General features: G+C 71.6%; 23 protein-coding genes and 1 pseudogene. 11 read left to right on the top strand and 13 right to left on the bottom strand.

All coding sequences use genetic code 11. The features are described 5' to 3' along the window. Window positions 1-127: 127 nt before the first annotated feature. Complete coding sequence (locus ACFPP6_RS22750) at window positions 128-1,801, bottom strand: FAD-binding oxidoreductase (protein WP_382045355.1); 1,674 nt, start codon at window positions 1,799-1,801, stop codon at window positions 128-130. Next, window positions 1,794-2,306, bottom strand: coding sequence for an AtaL-like protein (locus tag ACFPP6_RS22745; protein WP_382045352.1), 513 nt, complete (start codon window positions 2,304-2,306; stop codon window positions 1,794-1,796). The genes ACFPP6_RS22750 and ACFPP6_RS22745 overlap by 8 nt, the downstream gene beginning before the upstream one ends. 303 nt (window positions 2,307-2,609) lie before the next feature. On the opposite strand from ACFPP6_RS22745, the gene ACFPP6_RS22740 reads away from it, so the two are divergent. After that, window positions 2,610-3,314, top strand: coding sequence for an SDR family NAD(P)-dependent oxidoreductase (locus tag ACFPP6_RS22740; RefSeq protein ID WP_382045349.1), 705 nt, complete (start codon window positions 2,610-2,612; stop codon window positions 3,312-3,314). 90 nt (window positions 3,315-3,404) lie between these two features. Next, complete coding sequence (locus tag ACFPP6_RS22735; protein ID WP_382045347.1) at window positions 3,405-4,583, top strand: 3-hydroxybenzoate 6-monooxygenase; 1,179 nt, start codon at window positions 3,405-3,407, stop codon at window positions 4,581-4,583. Between the two features lie 98 nt (window positions 4,584-4,681). On the opposite strand, the gene ACFPP6_RS22730 is transcribed toward ACFPP6_RS22735, so the two are convergent. The 3 genes and pseudogenes from ACFPP6_RS22730 to ACFPP6_RS22720 form a co-directional block, all read right to left on the bottom strand. Further along, window positions 4,682-5,239: a rodlin gene (locus tag ACFPP6_RS22730; RefSeq protein ID WP_382045344.1), complete on the bottom strand. Its 558-nt coding sequence runs from the start codon at window positions 5,237-5,239 to the stop codon at window positions 4,682-4,684. Between the two features lie 290 nt (window positions 5,240-5,529). Continuing rightward, a pseudogene (locus ACFPP6_RS22725) lies at window positions 5,530-5,916 on the bottom strand (rodlin); the annotation flags it as partial. 192 nt (window positions 5,917-6,108) lie between these two features. After that, window positions 6,109-6,852, bottom strand: coding sequence for a DsbA family oxidoreductase (locus ACFPP6_RS22720; RefSeq protein ID WP_382045341.1), 744 nt, complete (start codon window positions 6,850-6,852; stop codon window positions 6,109-6,111). 453 nt (window positions 6,853-7,305) lie between these two features. Between ACFPP6_RS22720 and ACFPP6_RS22715 the strand changes: the two genes are divergently transcribed. Next, the gene (locus ACFPP6_RS22715; RefSeq protein WP_382045339.1) at window positions 7,306-7,908 is read left to right on the top strand and encodes a TetR/AcrR family transcriptional regulator; all 603 of its coding nucleotides are present in this window, start codon (window positions 7,306-7,308) and stop codon (window positions 7,906-7,908) included. Window positions 7,909-8,167: 259 nt separating this feature from the next. Here the strand turns inward: ACFPP6_RS22715 and ACFPP6_RS22710 are convergent, their stop codons facing one another. Next, window positions 8,168-8,824, bottom strand: coding sequence for a ScbR family autoregulator-binding transcription factor (locus ACFPP6_RS22710; protein WP_336013502.1), 657 nt, complete (start codon window positions 8,822-8,824; stop codon window positions 8,168-8,170). Window positions 8,825-9,060: 236 nt separating this feature from the next. Here ACFPP6_RS22710 and ACFPP6_RS22705 point away from each other — a divergent pair, with 236 nt between their 5' ends. Then, window positions 9,061-10,275: an alpha/beta hydrolase gene (locus tag ACFPP6_RS22705; RefSeq protein ID WP_382045336.1), complete on the top strand. Its 1,215-nt coding sequence runs from the start codon at window positions 9,061-9,063 to the stop codon at window positions 10,273-10,275. On the opposite strand, the gene ACFPP6_RS22700 is transcribed toward ACFPP6_RS22705, so the two are convergent. Next, window positions 10,272-11,456 carry an alpha/beta hydrolase gene (locus ACFPP6_RS22700; RefSeq protein WP_382045333.1) on the bottom strand — a complete coding sequence of 395 codons (1,185 nt, stop codon included), beginning with the start codon at window positions 11,454-11,456 and terminating at the stop codon, window positions 10,272-10,274. The two genes, ACFPP6_RS22705 and ACFPP6_RS22700, sit on opposite strands and share 4 nt — an antisense overlap. Before the next feature lie 218 nt (window positions 11,457-11,674). Here ACFPP6_RS22700 and ACFPP6_RS22695 point away from each other — a divergent pair, with 218 nt between their 5' ends. Both ACFPP6_RS22695 and ACFPP6_RS22690 read left to right on the top strand, forming a co-directional pair. Then, window positions 11,675-12,280 carry a GNAT family N-acetyltransferase gene (locus ACFPP6_RS22695; RefSeq protein ID WP_382045331.1) on the top strand — a complete coding sequence of 202 codons (606 nt, stop codon included), beginning with the start codon at window positions 11,675-11,677 and terminating at the stop codon, window positions 12,278-12,280. A gap of 254 nt (window positions 12,281-12,534) precedes the next feature. Then, window positions 12,535-14,268 (top strand): vWA domain-containing protein, encoded by a 1,734-nt coding sequence (locus ACFPP6_RS22690; protein ID WP_382045328.1) that lies wholly within the window; start codon window positions 12,535-12,537, stop codon window positions 14,266-14,268. Window positions 14,269-14,323: 55 nt separating this feature from the next. On the opposite strand, the gene ACFPP6_RS22685 is transcribed toward ACFPP6_RS22690, so the two are convergent. Both ACFPP6_RS22685 and ACFPP6_RS22680 read right to left on the bottom strand, forming a co-directional pair. Further along, window positions 14,324-15,337 carry a sensor histidine kinase gene (locus ACFPP6_RS22685; RefSeq protein ID WP_382045325.1) on the bottom strand — a complete coding sequence of 338 codons (1,014 nt, stop codon included), beginning with the start codon at window positions 15,335-15,337 and terminating at the stop codon, window positions 14,324-14,326. Continuing rightward, complete coding sequence (locus ACFPP6_RS22680; RefSeq protein WP_382045665.1) at window positions 15,334-15,987, bottom strand: response regulator transcription factor; 654 nt, start codon at window positions 15,985-15,987, stop codon at window positions 15,334-15,336. The genes ACFPP6_RS22685 and ACFPP6_RS22680 overlap by 4 nt, the downstream gene beginning before the upstream one ends. Window positions 15,988-16,230: 243 nt before the next feature. On the opposite strand from ACFPP6_RS22680, the gene ACFPP6_RS22675 reads away from it, so the two are divergent. Then, window positions 16,231-16,413 carry a hypothetical protein gene (locus ACFPP6_RS22675; protein WP_058047439.1) on the top strand — a complete coding sequence of 61 codons (183 nt, stop codon included), beginning with the start codon at window positions 16,231-16,233 and terminating at the stop codon, window positions 16,411-16,413. 175 nt (window positions 16,414-16,588) lie between these two features. Here ACFPP6_RS22675 and ACFPP6_RS22670 read toward each other — a convergent pair whose 3' ends face one another. The 4 genes from ACFPP6_RS22670 to ACFPP6_RS22655 all read right to left on the bottom strand — a co-directional run bounded on the left by ACFPP6_RS22670 (window position 16,589) and on the right by ACFPP6_RS22655 (window position 20,111). After that, entirely contained in the window at window positions 16,589-17,824 is a 1,236-nt protein-coding gene (locus ACFPP6_RS22670; RefSeq protein ID WP_382045323.1) for an RICIN domain-containing protein, read from the bottom strand. 53 nt (window positions 17,825-17,877) lie between these two features. Beyond that, the gene (locus ACFPP6_RS22665) at window positions 17,878-18,786 is read right to left on the bottom strand and encodes a hypothetical protein (RefSeq protein ID WP_382045320.1); all 909 of its coding nucleotides are present in this window, start codon (window positions 18,784-18,786) and stop codon (window positions 17,878-17,880) included. A gap of 68 nt (window positions 18,787-18,854) precedes the next feature. Further along, window positions 18,855-19,274 carry a peptidase inhibitor family I36 protein gene (locus ACFPP6_RS22660; RefSeq protein ID WP_382045317.1) on the bottom strand — a complete coding sequence of 140 codons (420 nt, stop codon included), beginning with the start codon at window positions 19,272-19,274 and terminating at the stop codon, window positions 18,855-18,857. Window positions 19,275-19,370: 96 nt separating this feature from the next. Next, on the bottom strand, window positions 19,371-20,111 hold the full coding sequence (locus tag ACFPP6_RS22655; protein WP_382045314.1) for an ArsR/SmtB family transcription factor: 741 nt from the start codon (window positions 20,109-20,111) through the stop codon (window positions 19,371-19,373). Between the two features lie 221 nt (window positions 20,112-20,332). Here ACFPP6_RS22655 and ACFPP6_RS22650 point away from each other — a divergent pair, with 221 nt between their 5' ends. From ACFPP6_RS22650 to ACFPP6_RS22635, 4 genes are all read left to right on the top strand, one after another. Then, window positions 20,333-20,578, top strand: coding sequence for a DUF7848 domain-containing protein (locus ACFPP6_RS22650; RefSeq protein ID WP_382045312.1), 246 nt, complete (start codon window positions 20,333-20,335; stop codon window positions 20,576-20,578). Between the two features lie 81 nt (window positions 20,579-20,659). Continuing rightward, window positions 20,660-22,381 (top strand): methionine--tRNA ligase, encoded by a 1,722-nt coding sequence (metG, locus tag ACFPP6_RS22645; RefSeq protein ID WP_382045310.1) that lies wholly within the window; start codon window positions 20,660-20,662, stop codon window positions 22,379-22,381. Window positions 22,382-22,534: 153 nt separating this feature from the next. Then, the gene (locus ACFPP6_RS22640) at window positions 22,535-22,912 is read left to right on the top strand and encodes a DNA-binding response regulator (protein WP_382045307.1); all 378 of its coding nucleotides are present in this window, start codon (window positions 22,535-22,537) and stop codon (window positions 22,910-22,912) included. A gap of 10 nt (window positions 22,913-22,922) precedes the next feature. After that, entirely contained in the window at window positions 22,923-23,459 is a 537-nt protein-coding gene (locus ACFPP6_RS22635; protein ID WP_382045305.1) for a DinB family protein, read from the top strand. Window positions 23,460-23,480: the final 21 nt, after the last annotated feature.

Below are 23,480 nucleotides of genomic sequence, written 5' to 3'. Positions count from 1 at the left end.
TTCCCTCTTTCCGTCTTTCCGTGCTCTCTCTACGGCTTCTACGGCTTCTACGGCTTGCCCTGGATGTCGTTCGCTCGCCTGCCCGCACACACCTCCGTACGTACCTCCGTACGAAGGAGGGGAGGCCTCACCCCCGCCCCGGCAGCCTCACCGACTGCTCGTGCCGGAACACGTCCCTCGGGTCCCACCGCGCCTTGACCGCCTGCAGCCTGCGGTAGCTCCCCTTGAAGTACAGCTCGTGCCACGGCACTCCGGACCCGTTCCACCGCGCCGTGTTCAGGTCGGCGTCCGCGTAGTTGACGAAGCAGCCGTCCGTCACGTCCCCCGGTCCGGGCACGCCCCCGGACGCCGCGTAGACGTCCTGGTAGAACTCGCGGATCCAGGTCAGGTGCCGCTCGTCGTCCGCGGCGTCCTGCCAGAAGGTGATGTAGTGCAGCTTCATGACGGAGTCCCGCTGCGGCACCGCCGTCTCCGCCGGGCCGACCGCGTTCACCCGGCCCCCGTACGCGCTGATCATGACCACGGACATGGGCCCGGAGAAGTCGTCGCGGGTCAGGTGCCGGTAGAAGGCCTTGAGCTGGTCCTCCGGGAACCCCTTCCGCATGTACGCGGACTTGGCCTTGAACCGGGTCGTGGTGTCGGGCGCGGTGAAGCCCGGCCAGGACGTGGTGGCGTGCAGCCAGGAGATCGTCCGCCGGTCGTCCACCCGGTGGCGGACGCCCACGCCCTGCGAGACGGCGGCCAGGAAGGCGTCCAGGAGCCCGGACGCGTCCGGCACGGACGCGTCGATCTGCGTCGTCATGGAGAACGACCCGGCGGACTTGTGCGTCGGCTTCAGCTGGCTGAACAGGCTCGCGTACGGGGAGCCGGGCGCGCTGTTGCGCTCGCACCACCGGCCGTAGTTCCGCAGGATCGTGGTGAACGCCGCCTCGGTCATCCCCTCCCACGGCCAGGTGACCGTGGAGACGTGCACCTCGGACGGCGGCTGCGGCAGCAGCCCGGCCGGGTCCGCCCCGCCGGCCCCCGGCGACCGCATCAAGTACCGCGTGACCACTCCGAGCGCGCCTCCGCCCGCGCCCGTGTGCGCCCACAGCAGCTCACGGTTGGGGTCGTTCTCCTCCCGCGTGGCGACCACCTTCCGGGCGGTGCCGTTCGCGTCGACGACGACGGCCTCGATCCCGTACAGGTGGTCCACGACGAGACCGTGCAGCCGGGACAGCGCGCCGTAGCCGCCGCCCACGATGTGCCCGCCCGCGCCCACCGAGGGGCAGGTGCCGCCGGGCACGGTCACGCCCCAGCCCCGGTACAGGGCGCGGTAGGCGTCCCCCAGGCGGGCGCCGGGCTCGATGAAGAAGGCGCGCCGGCCGGCGTCGTAACCGATGCGGTCCATGGAGCCCGTGTCGATGACGAGCCGTACGTCGTCCGTGGTCACGAAGTTCTCGTAGCAGTGGCCTCCGCTGCGCACGGCGGGCTTCCGGCCGGTGTCGACGGCCTCCTGGACGGCCGCGAGCACGTGGTCGGCCGACCCGACGAGGCGTACGGCGTCGGGCGTGCCGACCCAGCGGCGGTTGGCGCCCCAGACCAGGTCGGCGTAGCGCCGGTCGGAGGGCCGGACGGTCACCGGCCCGAAGCCGGCCGCCTCGGCGCCCGCGCCGGTGCCGGGACCGCTGCCGGTGCCGGTGCCGGTTCCCTCGGCCAGGGCCGTCGCCGCCGGGCCGCCCAGCGCCGCCGCCGCACCCACGGCGGCGGCACCGGCGACGACCTGGCGGCGGGAGTACGCCCTGGTGCCGTGCTCACGCATCGCCGGCCCCCTGCAGGGCGGTGGCGTTGCGCCGCAGCACCGCCGTCATGGCGTCGAGGGTCGCGGCGAAGTCGGAGTCGAGTTCGTGGAGGTAGGAGTTCTCGCGCAGCACGGCCGAGGACGGAGCCTCGGTCAGGGTGATGCTGAGGGTGAGGGTGAGGTCGCCGTCCTCGTCCTCGCCCACCTGGTTGGTGATCACCGCGAGGTCGGAGGAGTCCGCGTGCCGGAAGGTGATGCGGCCGGCGGCCTCGTCCGGCGTGACGCGCTGGACGAGCAGCCGCGAGCCGCGCCGGGCCTCGCGCAGGAACCCGTCCTCGTAGCGCTCCAGGACCCGGCACTCGGTGATGGCGGGCACGTAGCCGACGGGGTTCTCCGCCTTGTGCAGCAGGACGCGCCACAGCTGCTCGCGCGTGGTGCCCGGGGTTCCGGTGATAACGCCGGCGTCTGCAGTGTCCACGGTGTCCGCGGCGGTGTCGACCTTGCGGGTCCACGAAAGCGTAATCATGCGTTCTCCTGCGGGCGGCGGGGGCAGCGGGGGGCGGCGGGCAACAGGGAAGGGAAAAGGGGCTCGGCGTAAAGCCGGTCAGTGGGAGTCTTCGCCGCATTCCGGAGCCCGGTCAAAGCCCTTCCCGCTACTGCGTCAGGTGCCGCGGACCGCCCCCGACCGCGCCCTTTCCACCTGACGAAGTGCGCCGCGCGCATATTCGCCCGGCGCCCGACTCCCCTGATGCTGGAGGCAGTTGACACGACCCCCACCGGCATCCGACCCGGCATCCGGCCCGGCAGTCGCAGAAACAGGAGAGACGCGATGTCCAAGCGATTCACAGGCAAAGTTGTCCTGGTCACCGGGGGCGGCGAGGGCATCGGCCGCGCTGCCGCCTTTGCGTTCGCACGTGAGGGAGCCGAGGTCGTGGTCGCCGGCCGGCACCCGGAAATGCTGCACGACACCGTTGAGGAGATCAAGGCACTCGGCGGCAGCGCCAGTTGCGGAATTGCCGACGTGACCCACCACGGCGAGGACGGCGGGACGTCCGACGCGGAGGCGATCGTGGCCGCCGTCGTCGAACGGCACGGCCGGCTGGACGTCGCCTTCAACAATGTCACCGAACTCGGCCCGAACCAGCCGGTGGCGGAGATCTGCGAAAGCGTCTGGGGCGAAACCCTGGCCGCCAATCTGACCGGCGTGTGGCTCTCCATGAAGCACGAGATCGCGCACATGGAGCGCAACGGCGGCGGCGTGATCGTGAATACGGCCAGCAACATCGGCAGCCAGGGCATGCTGCCGGGCCTGGGCGCGTACGCCGCGTCGAAGGCCGCGGTGAGCACCCTCACCCAGACCGCCGCCCGCGAATACATCGGCAAGGGCATCCGGATCAATGCCATCAGCCCGTGCCCGCTGGGCCGCGGCGCCAAGGTGGAGGAGATCGCCGACACCGTGCTGTGGCTCGCCTCCGACGAGGCGTCCTACGTCGTCGGCCACGACCTGGTCCTGGACCGCAAGACCGCCGCCTGACCGCCGGCCGACCGCCGTTCGGCTGCTGCCTGACCACCGTCTGACGGCTCCGAGAGCCCCCGCGTCACCGAGAGGACTGCGAGAGACGACATGGCCAACATCCTTATCGCCGGGGGCGGCATCGGCGGTCTCGCGGCCGCCGTGTCCGTGGCCCGCCAGGGGCACCGGGCGACCGTGCTGGAGCGCAGCGACGTCTTCGGCGAGGTCGGCGCCGGCATCCAGCTCGGCCCCAACGCCTTCCACGCCCTCGACCGCCTCGGCGTGGGCGCCGAGGTCCGCGCGCGGGCGGTGCTCATCGACGAGCTGCAGTTCATGGACGGCACGACGGGCGAGCGCATCACCCGCATGCCGCTCACCGGCGCCTACCGGGAGCGCTTCGGCAACCCGTACGCCGTCGTGCACCGCGGCGACCTCTACCAGGCGCTGCTCGACGCCTGCCGCGCCCACCCCGCCGTCACCCTCCTCGGCGGCCACTACGTGGTGCGCTACGAGCAGGACGCGACGGGCGTCACCGCCGTCACCTGCACCGGGCGCTCCTTCCGCGGCGACGTGCTGATCGGCGCCGACGGGATCCGCTCGGCCGTGCGCCGGCAGCTCGTCGGCGACGGCGAGCCGCGGGTGTCGGGCCACACCATCTACCGCTCGGTGATCCCCATGGAGCAGGTGCCCCAGGAGCTGCGCTGGAACAGCGTGACGCTGTGGGCCGGGCCCAAGTGGCACTTCGTGCACTACCCCATCGCGGGCGGCAAGTGCCTCAACCTGGCGGCCACCCGGGACGACGCGGCCACCGATCCGGTGGCGGGGCTGCAGGTGCCGGCCGAGGACGTGATCGCCGAGTTCCCCGAGCTGGGCCACGCCGCGCGGCGGCTGCTGGAGCTCGGCCAGGGCTGGCGGGCGTGGGTGCTGTGCGACCGCGACCCGGTGGCGGACTGGACGGACGGCCGCGTGACGCTCCTGGGCGACGCCGCGCACCCCATGCTGCAGTACGCCGCGCAGGGCGCGTGCATGGCGCTGGAGGACGCGGTGCTCCTCGGCGAGCTGCTGCAGGGCGCGGAGCCGGGCGAGGCCTCCCTCGGGCGGCGGCTGGAGAAGTACAACGCGGCGCGCTGCGAGCGGACCTCGCGCACGCAACTGGTGGCCCGGGAGATGGGCAGGCAGCTGTACCACCCGGCGGGGGACGCGGCCCGCGCGCGCAACCGGATGCTCTGCTCCCTCACCACGGACGAGATGTACGACAAGGTCGACTGGCTGCACGCGGGCGTGCGCTGACGGCGCGGGCCGGGCACACGCAACGGACGCCCCCGGGGTAACCGGGGGCGTCCGTCGCGTGGGGGACTGCGATCCGGGCTGGACGGATCAGTGATGGATCAGTGGCCGTGGTGCCCGTCGTCGTGGTGACCGTAGCCGTGGTGGCCGTTGTCGTGGTGGCCGTAGCCGTGACCGCCGTAGCCGTGGTGGTCGTGACGGTCGTGGTCGTGACGGTCCCAGTCGTCGTGACGACCCTCGTGGCGGTGGTGGCCGCCGTGGTGGCGCTCGCTGTTCCAGGAGCCGTTGCCCGAGATGATCGGGATCTCGTCCAGGATGTGCGACAGCGGGTCGTCCCCGTCGCTGATCGTGGAGTTCTCCGTGCAGGACTGCTGCTGCTGCGAGGAGAGGATCGGGATGTCCTGGAGACCGATGTTGATCAGGGCGAGCAGCGACTGGGCGCCGAGCTTGCCGATGCCGATGCACGGCTTGTTCAGCGAGCCGTTGATCAGCCCCATCTGCGGGCTCATGTAGCCGCCCGTCCAGGTGTTTCCGTACATCTGGCCCGCACCGTTGGCGTTCGCAACGTCCTGACCGTCGCCGACGGCCATCGCGGGGGTCGCCGACACGCCGGCCGCGGAAGCCACGAGGGCGGTCGTGGCCACTACTTTCTTGATCACGCTTGATTCCTCGTTCTGGCTCGACGAATTGCGGGAGCTCTCTGCCTAACTCGGGAATTTCCGTGAGGTTATTACCCGGCCCGCCCCTTCACCCCATCGGCCCAGCGAGCTGCGTCACTACCGGAGAATCCGGGAAAGGGAAAGCCCCCTGCAGCGGGGCCCGCACACCCGCCGCAGGGGACTCATGCACCGGTGGCTCAGTGACCGCCGTGGCCGAAGCCGTTGTGACCGTTGTGACCGAAGCCGTTGTGGTCGCCGTGACCGCCGTGGCCGTGGCCACCGCCGCTCTTGTTTCCGGAACCGTTGCCCGAGATGATCGGGATCTCCGACAGGATGTGCGACAGCGGGTCGTCCCCGTCGCTGATCGTGGAGTTGTCGGTGCACTGCTGCTGCTGCTGCGACGTGAGGATCGGCACGTCCTGGACACCGATGTTGATGAGCGCCAGCACCGACTGGATACCGAGCTTGCCGATGCCCAGGCAGGGCTTGTTCAGCGTGCCCTGGATCAGGCTCATCTGCGGGCTTTCCTTGCCGCCGGTGTGCGTGTTGCCGTAACCGGTCTTCGCGGCGTTGCCGTTGGCGACGTCCTGGTCGTTCCCGATAGCCATCGCGGGGCCGGAGATGGTGCCGACCGCGGACACCGCGAGGGCGGTCGTGGCAATTACCTTCTTGAGCACGTCCTAAGCCTTTCGATCGTGTAGCGCCCCCACTGGGAAAGCGTTCTGAATAACTCCGGCCTTATACAGAGGTTCCGGGGTTTCACTCATTCGAGCCAGTGGGGTCGCCGCACGCAGGAAAGCCGGAAGAATTACTGCCCGACAAACGAAAAGGCGGCGTGCGGTCATACCGGTGGGGCCGGAGCGGGCCCGTCAGAAGGCGGCGTCGACGGGCCGCGCCGCCGCGGCCCCGGCGTCCGGCTCCGCCCCGGGTCCCGCCACGGGCGCCGCTCCCGGGCCCGCTTCCGGCCCCGCAGCCATCATCGGCTCCATCGCCGTCTCCATCGCCTCGTACAGCGCCTGCTCGCTCTGCACGCCCAGCAGGATCTGCCCGTCGCCGATCCTGAACACCGGTGGCGTCGGGACGCCGTGGCGTCGCAGCCGGTGCAACTCGCCGCGCAATTCCTCGGCTTCCTCCGAGCCTTTCGCCAACGCACCTGCGCCGCCCGGCCCGAGGTCCACCCCGCACTCCTCGGCGATCTCCCGCAGGGTCTCCTCGCCGGCGATGTGCAGGCCGTCGGTGAAGTGTGCACGGAACAGCCGTTCGACGACGGGCTCGGCCAGGCCCTGCTCCGCGGCGCGGCCGATGAGCAGGTGGGCACGGAAGCTGCCGGTGGCGACGGCGCGGTCGTAGCGCAGTTCCAGCCCGTCGCGGGCGGCCTGCCAGGTGAAGATCTCGGCCTGGGTCGCGGCGTACGGGCCGAGCATCCGCTCCAGCACGGGCATCAGGGGCTGCGGGCTGTCGGAGGCGGCCGGGGCGATCTCGTAGGGACGGAAGGTGATCGTGACGCCGGCGCCCCGGGTGCGCATCCGGTCGGCGGCGCGGACCAGCCGCGTGTAGCCGATGTAGGAGTGGACGCAGATCACGTCCAGGACCATGTCCGCCTTCACCGTCACCGTTCGGATCCCCCCTCCGATGCCCGCCGACCACACACTTGCCGGTCGGTTGGCTAGTTAGGGAGAACGTAAGACGCGCCCTGTGGGCCGTCAAGCACGTATGTCAAGGAATGGGTGGCGATGCACACCTCACGGGGTGTCCGGGGAACGATGCTGACGCGGCCCATGTCGGCCGCCTCTATGGCCACTTGGCCACCACGCGACCATCCTGACCACGACAATGTACGTATTGCGTGTCGGTGGTGTCGCGGTCGGCCGCTGCACCCTCCGCCGGGGGCTCTTTCTGCGGCATGATCTCCACTCCCCCTGGCGCGTGCGGAGGCGGACCGGCACGTCCACTTGCTTGCAGGCGCGGTCAGTTGGGATCGGCAGGAAGGAAGGCTGTCGGCTAACCGGGCGTCAAGTAGGTTCGGCTGGGGGGCGACAGGTTCACGACAACGGCAGGAGAGACCCATGGGCAGCACCCCTCAGGCGCGCAGGAGCGACACCCGGGAGCGCATCCAGAAAACGGCCCTGGACCTCTTCGTCTCGCGTGGTTACGAGAAGACGTCGCTACGGGAGATCGCCGAGGAGCTCGGCGTCACGAAGGCGGCGCTGTACTACCACTTCAAGACGAAGGAGGACATCCTCGGCGCGATCTCCCGGGATCTGGGCAGGCCGGTCGACGAACTCATCGCCTGGGCCGAGGAGCAGCCGGCCACGATGGAGACCAAGCGGGAGCTGCTGCGGCGCTACAGCGTGGCCCTCGGGGCCGCGATGCCGATCTACCACATCCTGCAGGAGAACCAGGCGACGCTGCGGGACCTGGCGATCGGCCAGGAGCTGCGCGACCGGGTCACCTCGATCTCGCGGCTGATGCACGCGGGCGACCTGGCGTTCGACTGCCACGCGCGCGTGGCGAGCGCGGTGATGACGGTCCACTTCGGCGCCTTCACGCCCGACGCCCTGGGCGGCACGCGCGAGCAACGCCGCGAGGCGCTCCTGGACGTCGCCCTGGAAACACTGGCGGGGGTCCGTTCCCCAACCCCCGAAACGGTCCCCGCCTCCAGCGGCTGACACTCCCGGGGCAGCAGTCCCGGCACCGGCCTGTCCGGGCCGAACCCTCCGCCGCAACGGCGCGCAGCCGAGACGGCGCACCCCGGCGGTGCCAGGCCGGCCCCGGCCGCCGCTCCGGCGCCGCGTGCCGCACCCGCACAAACCCTCCGCCGCAACGGCGCTCAACCAACACGACGTATCCCGGCGGTGCCAAGCCAAGCCCGGGCATGGCTCGGACGGCACCGCCGGACGGCGCCGCCGCCGCGGCGGGCGACGTGTCCTAAGCCGCCCCCACCGGCTCCAGCGCGGCAAGCGCCCTCGCTCCGCGGCCCGGGGCCATGTCCAGCCGGGCCAGGACCGCCGGCACGGCGACGGAGGGCATCAGGTGTTCGTAGAGGACGATCGCGCGCCGCTCCAGGTCCGCGCGGTCGGACAGCGACTGCGACAGCGCGTTGATCCCCCCGAACGCCCCGACGATCAGTTCGGCGACCTCCCACGGCACGACGTCCGGTAAGACCTCCCCCCGCTCCTTGCCCTCCACCAGGAGCCGGGTGTGCAGCTCGGTCCACCCCGTGAAGGGCCCGCTGCGGTGGAGCGCGGGCGAGCCGTGCTCCATCGTCAGCCGTACGCTCCCGCGCAGCACGGGGTCCACGAGCAGCTGGTGCGAGAAGACCATGCCGAGGTCGACGAGCCGCTGCATCCGGCAGCCCCCGGGCAGGTCCAGCAGCGCGGACGTCGCCTCGGCCTGGGCGTCGATGACGGCGTGCGCGAGGTCCTCCTTCGAGGGGAAGTGGAAGTACAGCGCCCCCTTGGTCACCTCCGCCCGCGCCAGGATCTCGTTGATCGTGGCGGCGTCGTAGCCCCGTTCGTCGAACACCACCGCGGCCGCTTCCAGGATGTTCTGTCGAGTCCTGATCGCACGGTCCTGCTTGGCCACGGCACGCCTCCGGGTCGATGGGGCCGCGCACCGCTGCGCGCGGTGCGGGGCTGGGCATCCAGCGGCCGCAGCCGGTACCGGGAGCGCCCGCGGCGTCGAGCGTATGCAGCACACCGGCGTCAAGGGAGGAGAGCGAACAAGCCAACGTGCGCCTCCACCATGTGCCTCCCGTCCAGCGTGTATCTATGGACGGAGCGAGGGAGCCGAGCCGAGCCAGCGGAGGGAGCGCGCCGGCGATGAGTCTCACCGGAACCGCCTTCTTCGCCGCGCTGGCCGCGGCGACTGTCTGCACCGTGCTGGCCACGCTGTTGCTCTGGGCACGCATCCCGGGCCCCGCCCCCGTCCGCTGGGCCTCGCGCGTCGTGCTCATCGGGCTCTGCCAGGCCACCGCCATCTGCGTCGTCGCCGCCTGGATCAACACCAGCTACGGCCTCTACGCCTCCTGGGACGACCTGCTGGGGCGCACCGGCGGCGGCCCCGTAGCGATGCCGGGCCCGCCGCCCGAGCGCGCCCGCTTCCTGCGCGGCGACGCGGGGATGCGGCAGACGTACGTCCGGGGGCCGCACTCGGCGCTGTCGGGCCAGGTGATGGTGTGGACACCCCCTCAGTACGACGACCCGCGCTTCCGCCGCTCCTCCTTTCCGGTGGTGATGCTGCTGCACGGCGTGCCCGGCTCTCCGCAGTCGTGGCTGGAGCAGGGCCACATGCCGGGGGACTACGCGAAGCTGCTGCAGTCGGGGGCGAGCCGCCCGTTCATCCTGGCCGTGCCGGTCATCGATCCCGGCGGGATGGACACGGACTGCTCCGACATCCCCGGGCACAAGGTCGCCACCTGGCTCTCCCGGGACGTGCCGGACCTGATCCGGCATCACTTCCGCACCGCGAAGGATCCCCGCTCGTGGGGCCTGCTCGGCATCTCGACCGGCGGCTACTGCGCGGCGAAGCTGCCCCTGCAGTACCCGAAGGTCTTCGGGGCGGGCGCCGCCCTGGACCCCGATCCGCTCACGGGCGCGCAGGGCGCGCTGCCCGACCCCGGGCTGCGCGAGCGCAACAGCCCGACGTGGCTGGTGGCGCACACCGACCACGCCGGCGTCGGGCTGTTCCTGGCGACGTCGCGGCAGGACCGCGCGAGCCCGCCCTGGCTCATCGAGCAGTTCCGGCAGGCGGCGCTCGGCAGCGGCGTGCGGCTGCGGACCATGGTGGCTCCGGCCGGCGGGCACAACTACCACACCTGGATCTCCATGTACCCGGCCGCGTTCTCCTGGCTGAGCGAGGAGCTGAGCGGTCCGGAACAGTCGGAGCAGGCCGACCGGACGGCCGGACAGATGGACGACCACATGGACGACCGCACGGACGACCGCACGGACGACCGCACGGACGACCGCACGGACAACCGCACGGACAACCGCACGGACGACCGTAAAGACAACCGCACAGCCGACCGGCGCTAGTTGTTCACATCCTGCGGAAACGTCATTTGCTTGCCCATCCACTCCAGCGTCGGCCCGACCTCACGCCGCCACGTCGTGAAGTTGTGGCTCCCCGACGGAAGAATGATCTTCGCCGCCGTCATCGGCTCCTTGACGGCCTTGAGGAACTTCTCCGTCTCCTTGAAGTTCTTCTCGCCTTCCTTGCTGCTGGTGACGAGCACCGAGACGCGCGGGACCGGCAGGTTCTTCAGCCGCCAGATCAGATCGTGCTCGCGCTTGTTCTTCTCGCCCTCCTCGCCGTCACCGAAGAGGTTTCCCGTGGTCAGATCGTTCTTGATCTTGTAGTCGGCCGAGAGGGCGCCCGCCACCGGATACGTTCCGGGCTGCCGCATGGCGAGTTCCAGCGCGCACGTGCCGCCCGAGGAGTAGCCCATGACGCCCCACGCGCTGGCTTCGTGGCCGACGCGGTAGGCGCTCTTCAGGGCCTCGGGCAGGTCCTTGGTGAAGTAGGTCTCCGCCTGCGGGCCGCCGGGGACGTCCACGCACTCGGTGTCGCGCGGCGGCGCGATCGTCGGCCGGACCATCACGATCACGGTCGGCTGCATCCGGCGCTCGGTGATCAGCTCGCTCGCCGTCTTCGGCACCCGCAGGAAGTGGGAGAGGTTCGTGATGCCGCCGGGGTAGCCGCTGATGGCAATGATCACGGGGAAGCGCTGCCGCTTGTACTGCTCCTGGAAGTACTGCGGCGGCAGGTAGACGAACGCCGGCTCCACGACGCCCGCGCGGCGGGCGACGAGCCGCACCGACTCCACCGCGCCGACCTTCTCCTTCGGCCCCTGCGGGATGTCGGTCCTGTCGATGCCCTCCGTGCCGGTGTGCTTCACGAGCCCGCCCTTGCCCGCGTCGACCGCCGCGGCGTTCGGGCCACCGCCGCTCTCGACGCCCTGGGTGACCTGCCCCGGCGCCCGGTCGTACTTGCCGATCAGCTCGCTCCACGAGCCGTAGAAGCTGTTCTCGGCGTTCACCGCGAGCAGCACCGAGGACATGATCGTCAACTGAGTGACCAGGATCGCGCCGAGCCGTCCGAGCAGGGGCAGTACGCCGCGCCCGGAGAGCCGCGGCCAGAGCCAGAGGGTGAGACCCACACACACCACGGCGACGAACACCACCGTGTACAAGAGCGACCTGCTGGTCAGGCCCATGCGTCTCTCAACCCCCTGCCCCTGTGGTGGGTACTTGTGTTCGGTAAAGCGATACTCACCGATGAAGAGGCCGGAATGGGTGGACAGGGTTGCCCTGGACCGATTTCTTACCCTGCTCTTGTCCCGCCCGTGGCCTGTCCGCCCCCTGCCGTTACCGTCCCGGAAACCGTGCGCGCCGGCGGCGGGTGGGTACGGGTTCAGCTGGGCAAGAAGGGCGCATGGGTGACGTCTTCCTTCGCAGGCTGAGCCGCTGGCAGGCCGACCAGTACCGCGACCAGCTCGCGGATCTGCACGTCACGGCGTACGCACGACCGCACGTCGGCCACGGGGGCCCGGCCGGGGGGCCCGGGAGCGAGCCGCGCGTGGAGCCCTTCCACAGCCGCGACCGCTTCCGCGAGCGGCTCGCCGAGCACTCCGCGCGGCCGGGCTTCGACCTGGTGGTCGCGGACGCCGGCGGCCCGGTGGGCTGCGCGTACGGCTATCCGCTCGCGCGCGACAGCGCCCGGTGGCAGGGCTTCCTCGGCCCCGTCCCCGACGAGCTGGAGGAGCAGACGGCCGCCGGCCGGGTCTTCGCCGTCGCCGAGCTCGTGGTCGCGCCCCGCCACCGCCGCCAGGGCATCGGCCGGCGGCTGCACGACCGGCTGCTGTCCGGCAGCGGCGCGGCGCTCGCGGCGCTGGTCATGGGCCCCGCGGACGCGCACGCCCCGGAGGCGGAGGCCGCCCGCCGCGCGTGGGGCTGGCAGCGGGCGGGGCAGGTGCGCCCGCCCGCGGCGGGGGACGTGGGGGACGCCCTGGAGGTCTTCGTCCGGCCGCTGCGCCGCTGACCCGGAGGTTCATGCTCCGAGTGGCGTGAAAACGCTGTCCGCGCCGTCCGTTCCTGACGCGGCGTGAACTCCCGTGGCCCCAAGTGGGCGTAGGACCCGTCCCCCGTGCGTGGGGCGGCCGGGAGTGCCTCGCGAGGGTCTGAGCATGCGGGGAATAGGGGGGCGGCTAGCCTTACGTCACCGTCCCCCCGGGGGACGTATACCCGCAACACGGACATTTCATAGCTCCCGAGACACGTGAAGGACTACTCCACATGGGCATTCGGAGTCTGCTGCGGAACGCGTTCGGCCGGTCCAGGACAGCGGCGGCCGAACGAGACGACGCGAGCCTGCCCCAGCAGAGCGCGCCGCCTTCCGTGCCCGCGCCCTCGCAGGAGCCCGAGCCACGGGCCGCCTCCGGCGAGGCGCGCACGGAGTCCCGTGACCCATCCCTTACGGAATCCCGCCCCGATCCGGTTGTGGCCCGCCCGCGGGTCTCCGCGGAGACGCCCGAGGCGGCAGCCGCCACCGGCGAGCCGGAGACCACCGAGCCGGCGGCCGTTGGGTCCGCCGGGTCGAAGGCCACCGAGCCCCCGCCCGCGCCGGTACCGCCCCAGCAGGCCGACGACGGATCCCGGACCACCGGCCTGACCGGCGACCCGATCGCCGAACCGGCGGCCGTCGAACCGACGCCCGCCGAGCCCCACCGCGTACCCGTGCCGCCGCAGCAGGGCAACGACGGAGCCCAGATCGCCGCCCCGGCCGCCGAACCGACGCCCGCCGAGCCCCTCCCCGCGCCCGTGCCGCCGCAGCAGGGTGGCGGCGGAGGCCGGACCGACGGGCCGGTCGGCGAGCCGGACGGGGGCACGATCCCCGACCCCGGTCCGCTGGAGCCGCACGTGCCGCCGCGGCCCGGCCCCACCCCCGGTCCGCGCCCGGGCCCGGGACCGATGCCGCCGGAGCCCAGCCCGGAGCCCGAGCCGCAGCCCACGCCGGTGCCCACGCCCAAGCCCATCCCCGAGCCGGAGCCCGTCCCGCCGGTCGACCCCGAGCCGGTGCCCGAGCCGGCCCCCGGCCCGGACCCGGTCCGCAAGCCGGAGCCCGCGCCGGGCCCGGTGCCGGAGCCCGCCCCGGCCTTCCCGCCGCGCGACGAAGCCCCGGCGGAAACCGTCTCCGCACAGGCAGCCTCCGCACAGGCGGCCTCCGCACCGACCGTCCCTGCGCAGGCCGCCCCGGCACAGGCCGTTCCCGCGCAGACCGTGCCCGCCCAGGGCACCCCTGCGCAGAGCCCCGCCATCAGCCTGACGAAGGTGGAGAAGTCCGCTCCCGGACTGGTGAGCCTCTACAAGGCCGCCGGCGTCTCCCTGGAGAAGCAGGGCCTGACCGGGCAGCGCGCGGCCGTCTACCTCGTCCTCGACCGCTCCGGCTCGATGCGCGAGTTCTACAAGAACGGCACGGTGCAGCACCTCGCCGAGCAGGCCCTCGGCCTGTCCGCCAACCTGGACGACGACGGCACGGTCCCGGTCGTCTTCTTCTCGACGGACGTCGACGGCGTGGCCGAGATCGACCTCGGCAACTACGAGGGACGCATCGGGGAACTGCACTCCTCCATGGGCCACATGGGCCGCACCAACTACCACTGGGCGATGGAGGCGGTGATCGAGCACTACAGGAAGTCCGGCTCGACCGCCCCCGCGTTCGTCATCTTCCAGACGGACGGCGGCCCGTACAGCAAGCCGGCCGCGGAACGCGCCCTGTGCGAGAGCGCGAACCTGCCGATCTTCTGGCAGTTCGTCGCCTTCGGCGACCCGGAGGGCAAGGGCTTCGACTTCCTCCGCAAGCTGGACGACCTCCCCGTGCCGGAGAAGCGCGTCGTCGACAACGCGGGCTTCTTCCACGCGGGCCGCGACCCGAAGTCGCTGACGGCCGCCCAGCTCTACGCGGAGCTGATGGTGGAGTTCCCGGACTGGCTGAAGGAGGCCCGGGCGGCGGGCATCGTCAAGGACTGACCTTGCGGTGAGCGGACGGAGGGCCCGGGGCGGAACACCGCCCCGGGCCCTCCGTCTACCGCCCCGGCTCCGGTATCTCCACCGTCACCCGCAGCCCCCCGCCCCGGTTCGGCACGGCCCAGGCCCGCCCCCCGTGCGCGCGGGCGATCGACTGGACGATGGACAGGCCCAGGCCCGTGCCGCCGGAGAGCCGTTCCTTGCCGCGCCCCCGCCGGAACGGCTCGAAGAGGGCCGGGATGTCCGCCGCGGCCACGACCGGGCCGGTGTTGCGCACCACCAGCCGGCCCGGCTCGACCAGCACGTCCACGTCGCCGCCGCGGTGGTTGTACTCCACCGCGTTCCGCAGCAGGTTCCCGGCCAGCTGCCCCAGCAGCACCCGGTTGCCCCGCAGGGGCGCCCGCTCGCTGCGCACGGACAGCCGCACCCCGGCCCGCTCCGCACGGCCCGCGACGGCGCCGGTCTCCTCCGCGACGACGTCGGCCAGGTCGAGCGGGTCGCGGCGCTCCAGGCCGCGGTCGCTGCGGGCGAGCAGGAGCAGGCCGTCGATGAGGCGTTCGGAGCGGCGGTTGGCCTCCAGCAGCGTCGTCCGCACGTGGGCCAGTTCGTCCGGGGACGGATCCCCGTCCAGCCCCACCTGGATCGCCGTGCGCTGGACGGCCAGCGGCGTGCGCAGCTCGTGCGAGGCGTTGGAGATGAAGCGGCGCTGGCTCTCGAAGGCGCCCTGGACGGGGCGCAGGCAGCGGCCCGCCGTCCACCACCCCACGCCGACCGCCAGCAGCGCCGTCACGAGCAGGGCCGCGGCCGACCACATGACCATCTGCTGGGAGGCGGCGGCGCTGACGTCGCCGGAGATCCGGTACGCCGTCCACGTGTTCACCGTCTCCCCGGGCCGGACGAGCTCGACCGGCACGGCCTGCCGCGCGATCGTCGTCGCCCGCTCCCGGGTGCCGGCGCGCGAGAGCAGGTTCACGGTGAGCAGGAGGGCCCCGCCGAGCACGAGGAAAATCCCGCCGAAGGCGACGGCGATGCGCGTACGGGCCGTGAGGAACGGCCGCCTCACCGGTTTCACAGCGCGTACCCCACGCCCTGCACCGTGCGGATCAGCGCCGGCTCCCCGAGCTTGCCGCGCAGCTTGCTCATGGCCACGCGCACCGCGCCCGTGAACGGGTCGGCGTGGGCGTCCCACGCGCGCTCCAGCAGCTCCTCCGCGCTGACGACCGCCCCGTCCGCCTCCAGCAGCAGCTGCAGGATGGCGAACTCCTTGGGCGAGAGGTCCAGGTCCCGGCCTTCGCGGTCGGCGGTCCGCCGCACCGTGTCGAGCCGCAGCCCGGCCTTCTCCAGCAGCGGCGGCGCCGGCCGGGCGCTGCGCCGCCGCAGCGCGCGCACCCGCGAGATCAGCTCGGGGAATTCGAACGGCTTGGGCAGGTAGTCGTCGGCGCCCAGGTCCAGCCCCGCCACCCGGTCCTCCATCGAGCCGGCGGCGGTGAGCATCAGGATGCGGGTGCGGGAGCCGTCGGCGACGAGGTGCCGGGCGACGTCGTCGCCGTGGACGCGCGGCAGGTCGCGGTCGAGGACCACGACGTCGTAGTCGTGGAGGGAGAGGTAGGCGATGGCGGCGTCACCGCTGTAGACGGTGTCCACGGCGAAGCCGGCCCGGCGCAGGCCCGTGGCGATCAGCTCGGCCAGTATCTCTTCGTCCTCGGCGACCAGTACCCGCATGTCCTCGTCCGTCTCCTTCGGCAACGCATCCCCTCCCAGGATGCGGTGTACAGGAGGACATGTTTCGCAAACCTCTCCATTGACCGGATAGCGGTGACATGAACGCGCCGTTCGCGCCCCGGGGGATGCCTCCGCGCGCCCCTGGAGCGCGGTTACGGTCCGCCGATCGAACAACTACGGTTGGTAATCGCAGGATCACTCTTCGGATACAGCGCATCGGCACAGGAATACAGGAGCACACACATGGCCGTTCCCGGCGAAGCCGTCCCCAGCGAGGAAGGCGAGGTGAAGACGTCCCACGCGGGCACGTTCGCCTCCCTGCAGGACGCCGTCGACTTCGTCACCCTCCCGCCCGGAGAAGGCAGCGGCGAAGCCGGCTTCTCCTACCGGGCGGACGGCCAGGTCGACGTCGTCTACTTCCACTGAGGCTTCCGTCAGGGCACCGAGGCCTCCGTCGAGGCACCGAGGCTTCCCTTGAGGCTTCCTTCAAGAGGGAGGGGAACCGGGTGGCGGGAGGGGCAGCCCCCGCCACCCGGTCACAACGCCCGGGCAAGATCCCGGCAAGGTCCCGGGCAAGGCCGTTCGCTCGGCAGCCGTTCGCTCAGCCCCACAGCCCCAGCAGGAACGGATACGCGTCGAGGATCTTCCCCGGCCCGTGGACCACCTCGCGGAAGGTGAAGACGAGGTACTGATCGCCCTTGACCGCGAAGAAGTGCATCTCGTCGCCCACGGCCGCCGAGGCGATGGCATCGGGCCTGCACGGCTCGGGCAGGTGGTCCAGCCGCACCGGCCGCACGTCGCGCCGGTCCGCGCCCCGCTTCCCGGCCGCCGGCCCCCGCGGCACGTCGATCAGCGCCGCCGCGCCCTTCTCCCCGAACACCAGGTGGTACCGGCCGTCCGGCGTCCCCTGCACCGCCGCCCTGACCGCCCCGCCGATCACCGGCTCCAGCTGCTCGCGCGGGTAGAAGAAGTCGGTGCTGCGCAGGCTCTCGCCGCTCCCCCGGCCCGAGAACTCGACGGCCAGGTCTCCCTTGACGCCCACGTACCGGTGCTCGCTCCACCCCGGCGCCCGCGTCACGAAGTCGAAGCCGCCGTGGAACTCCTTCGGCAGGTGCGGGAACTGCTCGCTGATCTTCCGCGGCCCGCCCTCCACCCGGTTGCGCTGCGAGAAGCGGACGACCTCGTCGCCGCGGAAGCCGTCGAAGACGATGTACGGCGTGGTGCTCCCCGGCACCCACTTCGAGACCGTGCCGAAGATCCCGCCGGACGCCTCCAGCGAGGCCTTGAGCGCACTGGTGAGCGTCACCAGGATCCCGAGCGAACTCGGCTCCACGACCGTCCCCGCCAGCGCGTGGAAGAGCTTCGCCTCCCCGCGCGGCTCCACGGCCTCGAAGCTCCAGACCTTGTTCTCCTCGTCCCCCGCCCGCTGCTCGACGACGGCACCGGCGGCCGCCGAGTGGCCGCGGACGTTCAGCCCCAGCCCGCTGTGGACGTTGACGATCCGGCAACCGCCGCCGCCGTTCCGGATCTCCCAGGTCTGGCTCCGGTACGCCGGGTCGTTCTCCTCCAGGTGCCGCTGCTCGGCCGGCGCACCCGGGTCCTTGCGGCAGTGCCGCACCTGCAGATAGCGCCCGCTGTGCTGGTTCTGCAGCCGGTGGACGTGCTCGCCGCCCTGCCCGGGCTCCAGGCGCCACGCCTGGCTCGCGCGCCGCGGCCAGTCGTGGAGCGGCTCCTGGACGATGTCGGCGGCGTCGTGCCTGCTGAGTCCCCGGACCGTCAGGTACAGCCCGGTCTTCTCGTTCCTGACCAGGTACGTGGTGGTGGCGTGGACGCTCATGAACCCTCCTGGGTACGGAGCGGACGTCGGAACGTGCGGTCAGGCCGCCCACCCTAGGGGCGGGGAGGGAGGGTGCCCAGGGCAGCCCCGGCCAGTTCCTGGCGGGCGGCGAGCTCCGCCCTGACGGCGGCGAGCTCCTTCGCGTTCCGGTCGATCTCCTGCCGCTGGTACGCCGCGTCGACCGCGAACCAGACGCCCACCACGTTGTGTTCCTCCTTGCACCGCGCGTCGGCCGCCGCCGTCTCCCGCTCCTCCGCGGACGGCTCGGGCGTGCGCCAGGCCGCGTCGGCCCCGGCCTCGAGCGGATCGGCGTACGAAGGGAAGCCGCGCTCCTTCATGCAGGACGCCCACCGGGCGAAGACGCGCACCACGCGCGGGTCGCGCTGCGAGCGCTCGAAGCTCCCGGCGTTGATCCGGTCGGCGACCGGCGCGTCTCCCCCGGCCTCGGCGTTGTCCGCCCGCAGCGCGGAACGCGCCTCGCCCGTACAGCCGCCCGGCGGCACCCGGTGCCCGTTGACCCGCTGTCCGCCCTTCGCGGCGCCGCTGCCGGGCTTCACCTTCGGGTCGTCCGTACCGGTGAGGACGATGCTCGCCTCGGCGGAGAGGGGCGGCGACGCGGGCGGCGGAGGCGGGGTGCGCGGACTGCCGGGCGGCGCGAAGCCGTAACGGGCGGCGGCGGAGGGATCGGTGATGCCGTAGCGGTACTGCGTACGGGTCTTCGGCCGGAAGGGGGTTGCGGGGGCGGCCGGTCGGTAGGTGACCCCGAAACGGCGCATGCAGCGCTCCACGAGGGTGCGCTGTGCGGAATCCAGGCGGTCGGCCTGGTCATGGGTGAGGAGGTAGGGGTCGATGGGGAGGGAGTGGGAAGCGGCGGACGTCATCTCGGGGAACGCGCCCGGCTGCGGCACCTTGTCGCCGGACGAGGAGCCGGAACACCCCGCGACCGCGAGGAAGACGCCCACGAGGGCGACAGTGAAGGCGCCCCGCCCGTGACGACGGGCGGGGCTCCCTTTGCGCGACGGCAGCTCGATCACCCGAACTTGCCGGACGCGTTGTTGTTCCGCAGCGAGGGAATGAGATTCGCCTGTCCGCCGGCCGCGATGCGCTGGTGCGTCCCGGTGTAGTTCGGGCTGTAGTAGATCGTGATGGCGTTGTTGAAGTCCCAGTTGTCGACCGACGCCGCGTTGTTCCGCACGACCAGGCCCGAACCGGAGCCGCCGCGCGTCGACGTGCTCGTCACGAAGCGGTTGTTCGCGTAGTTCGCGTCGTTGTTGTACTGCTTGTAGATCGCACCTGTGTAGTTCTGGTGGTAGAACAGGCACGCGTAGCCGGACGAGCAGGCCGCCGCGAACTGATCCGTCGACGCGGAGGCCGGCGAGGTGGCCAGAAGGCCCGAACCCGCGGTGGCGACGGCAATCGCCCCGGCCACTGCCAGACGTTTGAATCTCATACGAAAGCCCTCCTGTTTCGCTCGTTTGCAGGAAGCGTTTCGGTTTCGTGCGCCATCCTGTCCCGCGGGCGGAGCGAAAGACAGCGCCTTCGATCCTCATCGAAACTCGCAGCTCGAATTCACGAGCGCGGAACCCGTACGCGTACGGACGTGCAGCGCGCTCGTTCCGTGCGGCATGGTCCTCAGCAGGCCCGCGTCCCGCAGGGCCGACAGGTGATGGCTGACCGTCGGAGCCGAGACGCCCACGCGGCGGGCGAGCTCCCCCGAGGTGCAGGCCGTCCCGGCGGCGATGAGGATCCCCGCGCGGGTCGCGCCCATGAGGCGCGCCAGCGCCTTGTCCCCTGCCGGGTCCGATTGCGGCTGGGCCGCCGGGTGCACGAGGACCGGCGGTGCGTCCGGGTCCTCGGGCAGGTGCCCCACGCCGTGACAGAAGTGCGACGGCTGGAGCAGCAGCCCGCGGCCGCGGAGGGTGTAGTCCCTGTCCACGACGCTGCGGACGTGCAGGGTCGGCGGCGCCCATCGCATGGTGGGCACGTAGCTGCGGAGCAGCCCGTTGACCCCGCCGTCGAGCAGGGCCCGGATCCGCAGGGCCCGGTCGCCGTCCACGCTGGACCGCACGTCCTCCCAGTACGGATCGACGGCGACCTCCCGGTACGCCTCGCGCGGCCGCGGGTGCGGCAGCCGTGAGAGGACGTCGCGGCGCCAGTCCGCGTAGCGCGGCGGCACGACCCGTCTTCGTAAATGCCGCAGGCTCAGCACCAGTTCCCACGCGGCGTCCGGCGCGGTGGCGACGCGGGTGTTGAGCAGGTCGGTGTCCGTGAAGTGAATTCGCAGCACCGCGGCAGAGTGTCAAGGGTGGCGCGGGCGCACCAGGCGAAATGTGGCTGAGGTGCACTTTGGCCGACTTCGGCGCGCCGCGCGCGGGACATGAACGGGTTACCCGAATACCGATGGCTCCCGTTACGGATGACATACCCTCTGGCCAGAGATTCCGTACATCACTGCCCGTATCCATTCCGTAACACGTCACGCTGCGCCCCCGTGGGCATCCATACGGCGTGAGTAATGAAAATCCCCCACGGGCCGTCTACCGCTTCGGCACCTGGACCCTCACCCCCGACCGCGAGCCCGACGCCGAGCCCATCACCTACGCGATGCAGTGCGCCGTCTGCGAGGAGAGGTCCGACCCCGTCGAGGACCTCACCGCCGCCCAGACGTGGACCTTCCGGCACGCCGGGCGGAACCCCTCCCACCACACCTACCGGGAGGTGATCACCCGGCCCTGGCGCGCCTGGATGGCCTGAAGAAACGGCGCGCGGTCGCACCCGGTCGCTCGGATACGCTAAAGGCCTCCATATACCGCCCGCGACCAGGGAGCAGCCGAAATGGCTCGACACCTCATCACCAGCGCCCTTCCGTATATCAACGGGATCAAGCACCTGGGCAACATGGTGGGGTCCATGCTCCCGGCGGACGTGTACGCCCGGTACCTCCGCCAGACCGGCCGCGAGACGCTGTTCATCTGTGCCACCGACGAGCACGGGACCCCGGCCGAGCTGGGCGCCAAGGAGCTCGGCCTGCCGGTCGCCGACTTCTGCGCTCAGCAGCACGACGCGCAGAAGGCGGTCTACGACGGCTTCGCGCTGTCCTTCGACTACTTCGGCCGCAGCTCGTCGCCGGAGAACCACGAGATCACCCAGCACTTCGCGCGGCAGCTGCAGAAGAACGGGTTCATCGAGGAGCGCTCGATCCGCCAGGTCTACTCCCTGGCGGACGGCCGCTTCCTCCCCGACCGCTACATCGTGGGCACCTGCCCGCACTGCGGCTACGACAAGGCCCGCGGCGACCAGTGCGAGAACTGCACGCGCGTCCTGGACCCGACGGACCTGATCGACGCCCGCTCGGCGATCAGCGGCAGCAGCGAGCTGGAGGTCCGCGAGACCAAGCACCTCTTCCTCCTCCAGTCGAAGCTCCAGGGCGAGGTCGAGGCGTGGATCGACGAGCACGGCAAGGACTGGCCGGTCCTGGCGTCCTCGATCGCCCGCAAGTGGCTGACCGAGGGGCTGAACGACCGCGCCATCACCCGTGACCTGGACTGGGGCGTGCCGGTCCCGGCGGACACGTGGCCGGAGCTGGCGGCCGAGGGCAAGGTCTTCTACGTCTGGTTCGACGCCCCGGTCGAGTACATCGGCGCGACGAAGGAGTGGGCGGGCCAGGACCCGGAGAACCGGGACTGGAAGTCCTGGTGGTACGAGGCGACGGACGTCCGCTACACCCAGTTCATGGGCAAGGACAACGTCCCCTTCCACACGGTGATGTTCCCGGCCACCCAGCTGGGCACCCGGGAGCCGTGGAAGAAGGTCGACTACGTCAAGGCCTTCAACTGGCTCAACTACTACGGCGGCAAGTTCTCCACGTCCCAGAAGCGCGGCGTCTTCACGCACGACGCACTGGCGCTGCTGCCCGCCGACTACTGGCGCTACTTCATGATGGCCAACGCCCCCGAGTCGGACGACACGTCGTTCACGTGGGAGCTGTTCTCGGCCACCGTGAACAAGGACCTCGCCGACGTCCTCGGCAACTTCGTCAACCGCGTCCTGTCCTTCTCCAAGAAGCGCTTCGGCGAGACGGTCCCGGCCGGCTCCGAGGCGGGCGAGGCCGAGACGAACCTGGGCCGCGAGATCGCCCAGCTGCTCCAGGAGTACGAGGAGCACATGGAGGCCATGCAGTTCCGCAAGGCCGCCCAGGCCCTGCGCGCACTGTGGAGCGCGGGCAACTCGTACCTGGAGACGAAGGCCCCCTGGCTGGAGATCAAGACCGACCCGGAGGCCGCGGCGCTGACGCTGCGCACGGCGATGAACCTGATCCACCTGTACGCGGTGATCTCCGAGCCGTTCATCCCGCAGTCGGCGTCGGCCCTGCGCTTCGCGTTCGACCTGGCCGACGACACGCGGACGTGGGTCACGGCGGACGAGGCCCGCTCGCTGTCCTTCATCCCGGCCGGTACGCCGTTCAGCGTCCCGCCGGTGCTCTTCGCGAAGATCACCGAGGACGACCTGGAGGCCTACCGCGAGCGCTTCGGCGGCGGCGAGGAGCCGGCGGCCTAGTCACCCCACCGACCAGCAGCGGAGGGCCCGGAACCGAGGAGGTTCCGGGCCCTCCGTGCGTGCCGTTGATGGAACGGTAATCGTCCGTTGAGACCGGCGGACCAGGCTGGGGGCCACACCGCACGGGGGAAGCCGGGAAGACGAGGAAGAGCAGTGTTCAAGAAGCCGATCACCATCAGCGTGCACGCCACCGACGAGCTGGCGCGGGCCCGGTTCGCCCGGGAGATGCGGGCCGTACTGCCCGAGGTGCAGGTGGTGCGGCGGGGCGAGGACGGGGAAGTCGACTTCGTCCTCATGGGGGCCGACGACCCGGCCGCGGCGGCCACCCTGCGGCGGCTGACGCGCACGGGCGAGGCGCCGGTGGTGCTGGTCGCCGACGAGCTCGGGGAGAGCGAGCTGATGGCCGTCGCGGAGTACGGCGTGCACTCCGTGCTATGGCGGCCGGCGATCACGCGACGGCAGCTGTCGCGGGCCGTGCACAGCGCTGCGGGATGCTGCCCGAAGCTGCCCATGGTGACCGCGCTCATGTGACACTGCCGTCATGGTGACGACAGAGCGGGCCATCCCACCCCTGACGGCCGATGAGCGCACCACACTGGAGAGTTGGCTGGACTTCCAGCGCGCCACCCTCGCGCGCAAGGTGGACGGTCTGACCGACGAGCAAGCGCGGGAGCCCGCGGCGCCGCCGTCCGCGCTGAGCCTGCTGGGCCTCGTGCAGCACATGGGCGAGGTGGAGCGGCAGTGGTTCCGCAGAGTGCTCCAGCGCGAGGCGGCGCCGCCGCTGTACGGGCCGGGTGCGGGCGCCGAGGCGAGAACCGCCGAGGACCTGGGCGACGCCAATGCGGGCCTCGCCGTCGCGCCGGACGCGAGCCTCGCGGGGGCCGTGACCGTGTGGCAGGAGGAGATCGCCCGGGCCCGGGCCGCCTACGCGCCCCTGTCGCTCAACGCCGTGGGGGCGGTGCAGGGCCGGGAGGTGTCCCTGCGGTGGATCTTCCTCCACATGATCGAGGAGTACGCGCGGCACAACGGGCACGCGGACCTGCTGCGCGAGCGGACGGACGGGGAGACCGGCTACTGAGCCGCTGAGCCGCTGAGCCGC

The organism is Streptomyces aureoversilis (assembly GCF_042657885.1).
Lineage (GTDB): Bacteria > Actinomycetota > Actinomycetes > Streptomycetales > Streptomycetaceae > Streptomyces > Streptomyces aureoversilis.
This window is presented reverse-complemented; position numbering and strand designations above follow the sequence as displayed.

Coding starts and splice junctions, on each gene's coding strand:
- ACFPP6_RS22750 (WP_382045355.1), bottom strand. CDS start 1,801: ATGCGTGAGCACGGCACCAGGGCGTACTCCCGCCGCCAGGTCGTCGCC.
- ACFPP6_RS22745 (WP_382045352.1), bottom strand. CDS start 2,306: ATGATTACGCTTTCGTGGACCCGCAAGGTCGACACCGCCGCGGACACC.
- ACFPP6_RS22740 (WP_382045349.1), top strand. CDS start 2,610: ATGTCCAAGCGATTCACAGGCAAAGTTGTCCTGGTCACCGGGGGCGGC.
- ACFPP6_RS22735 (WP_382045347.1), top strand. CDS start 3,405: ATGGCCAACATCCTTATCGCCGGGGGCGGCATCGGCGGTCTCGCGGCC.
- ACFPP6_RS22715 (WP_382045339.1), top strand. CDS start 7,306: ATGGGCAGCACCCCTCAGGCGCGCAGGAGCGACACCCGGGAGCGCATC.
- ACFPP6_RS22705 (WP_382045336.1), top strand. CDS start 9,061: ATGAGTCTCACCGGAACCGCCTTCTTCGCCGCGCTGGCCGCGGCGACT.
- ACFPP6_RS22700 (WP_382045333.1), bottom strand. CDS start 11,456: ATGGGCCTGACCAGCAGGTCGCTCTTGTACACGGTGGTGTTCGTCGCC.
- ACFPP6_RS22695 (WP_382045331.1), top strand. CDS start 11,675: ATGGGTGACGTCTTCCTTCGCAGGCTGAGCCGCTGGCAGGCCGACCAG.
- ACFPP6_RS22690 (WP_382045328.1), top strand. CDS start 12,535: ATGGGCATTCGGAGTCTGCTGCGGAACGCGTTCGGCCGGTCCAGGACA.
- ACFPP6_RS22680 (WP_382045665.1), bottom strand. CDS start 15,987: ATGCGGGTACTGGTCGCCGAGGACGAAGAGATACTGGCCGAGCTGATC.
- ACFPP6_RS22675 (WP_058047439.1), top strand. CDS start 16,231: ATGGCCGTTCCCGGCGAAGCCGTCCCCAGCGAGGAAGGCGAGGTGAAG.
- ACFPP6_RS22670 (WP_382045323.1), bottom strand. CDS start 17,824: ATGAGCGTCCACGCCACCACCACGTACCTGGTCAGGAACGAGAAGACC.
- ACFPP6_RS22660 (WP_382045317.1), bottom strand. CDS start 19,274: ATGAGATTCAAACGTCTGGCAGTGGCCGGGGCGATTGCCGTCGCCACC.
- metG (WP_382045310.1), top strand. CDS start 20,660: ATGGCTCGACACCTCATCACCAGCGCCCTTCCGTATATCAACGGGATC.
- ACFPP6_RS22635 (WP_382045305.1), top strand. CDS start 22,923: ATGGTGACGACAGAGCGGGCCATCCCACCCCTGACGGCCGATGAGCGC.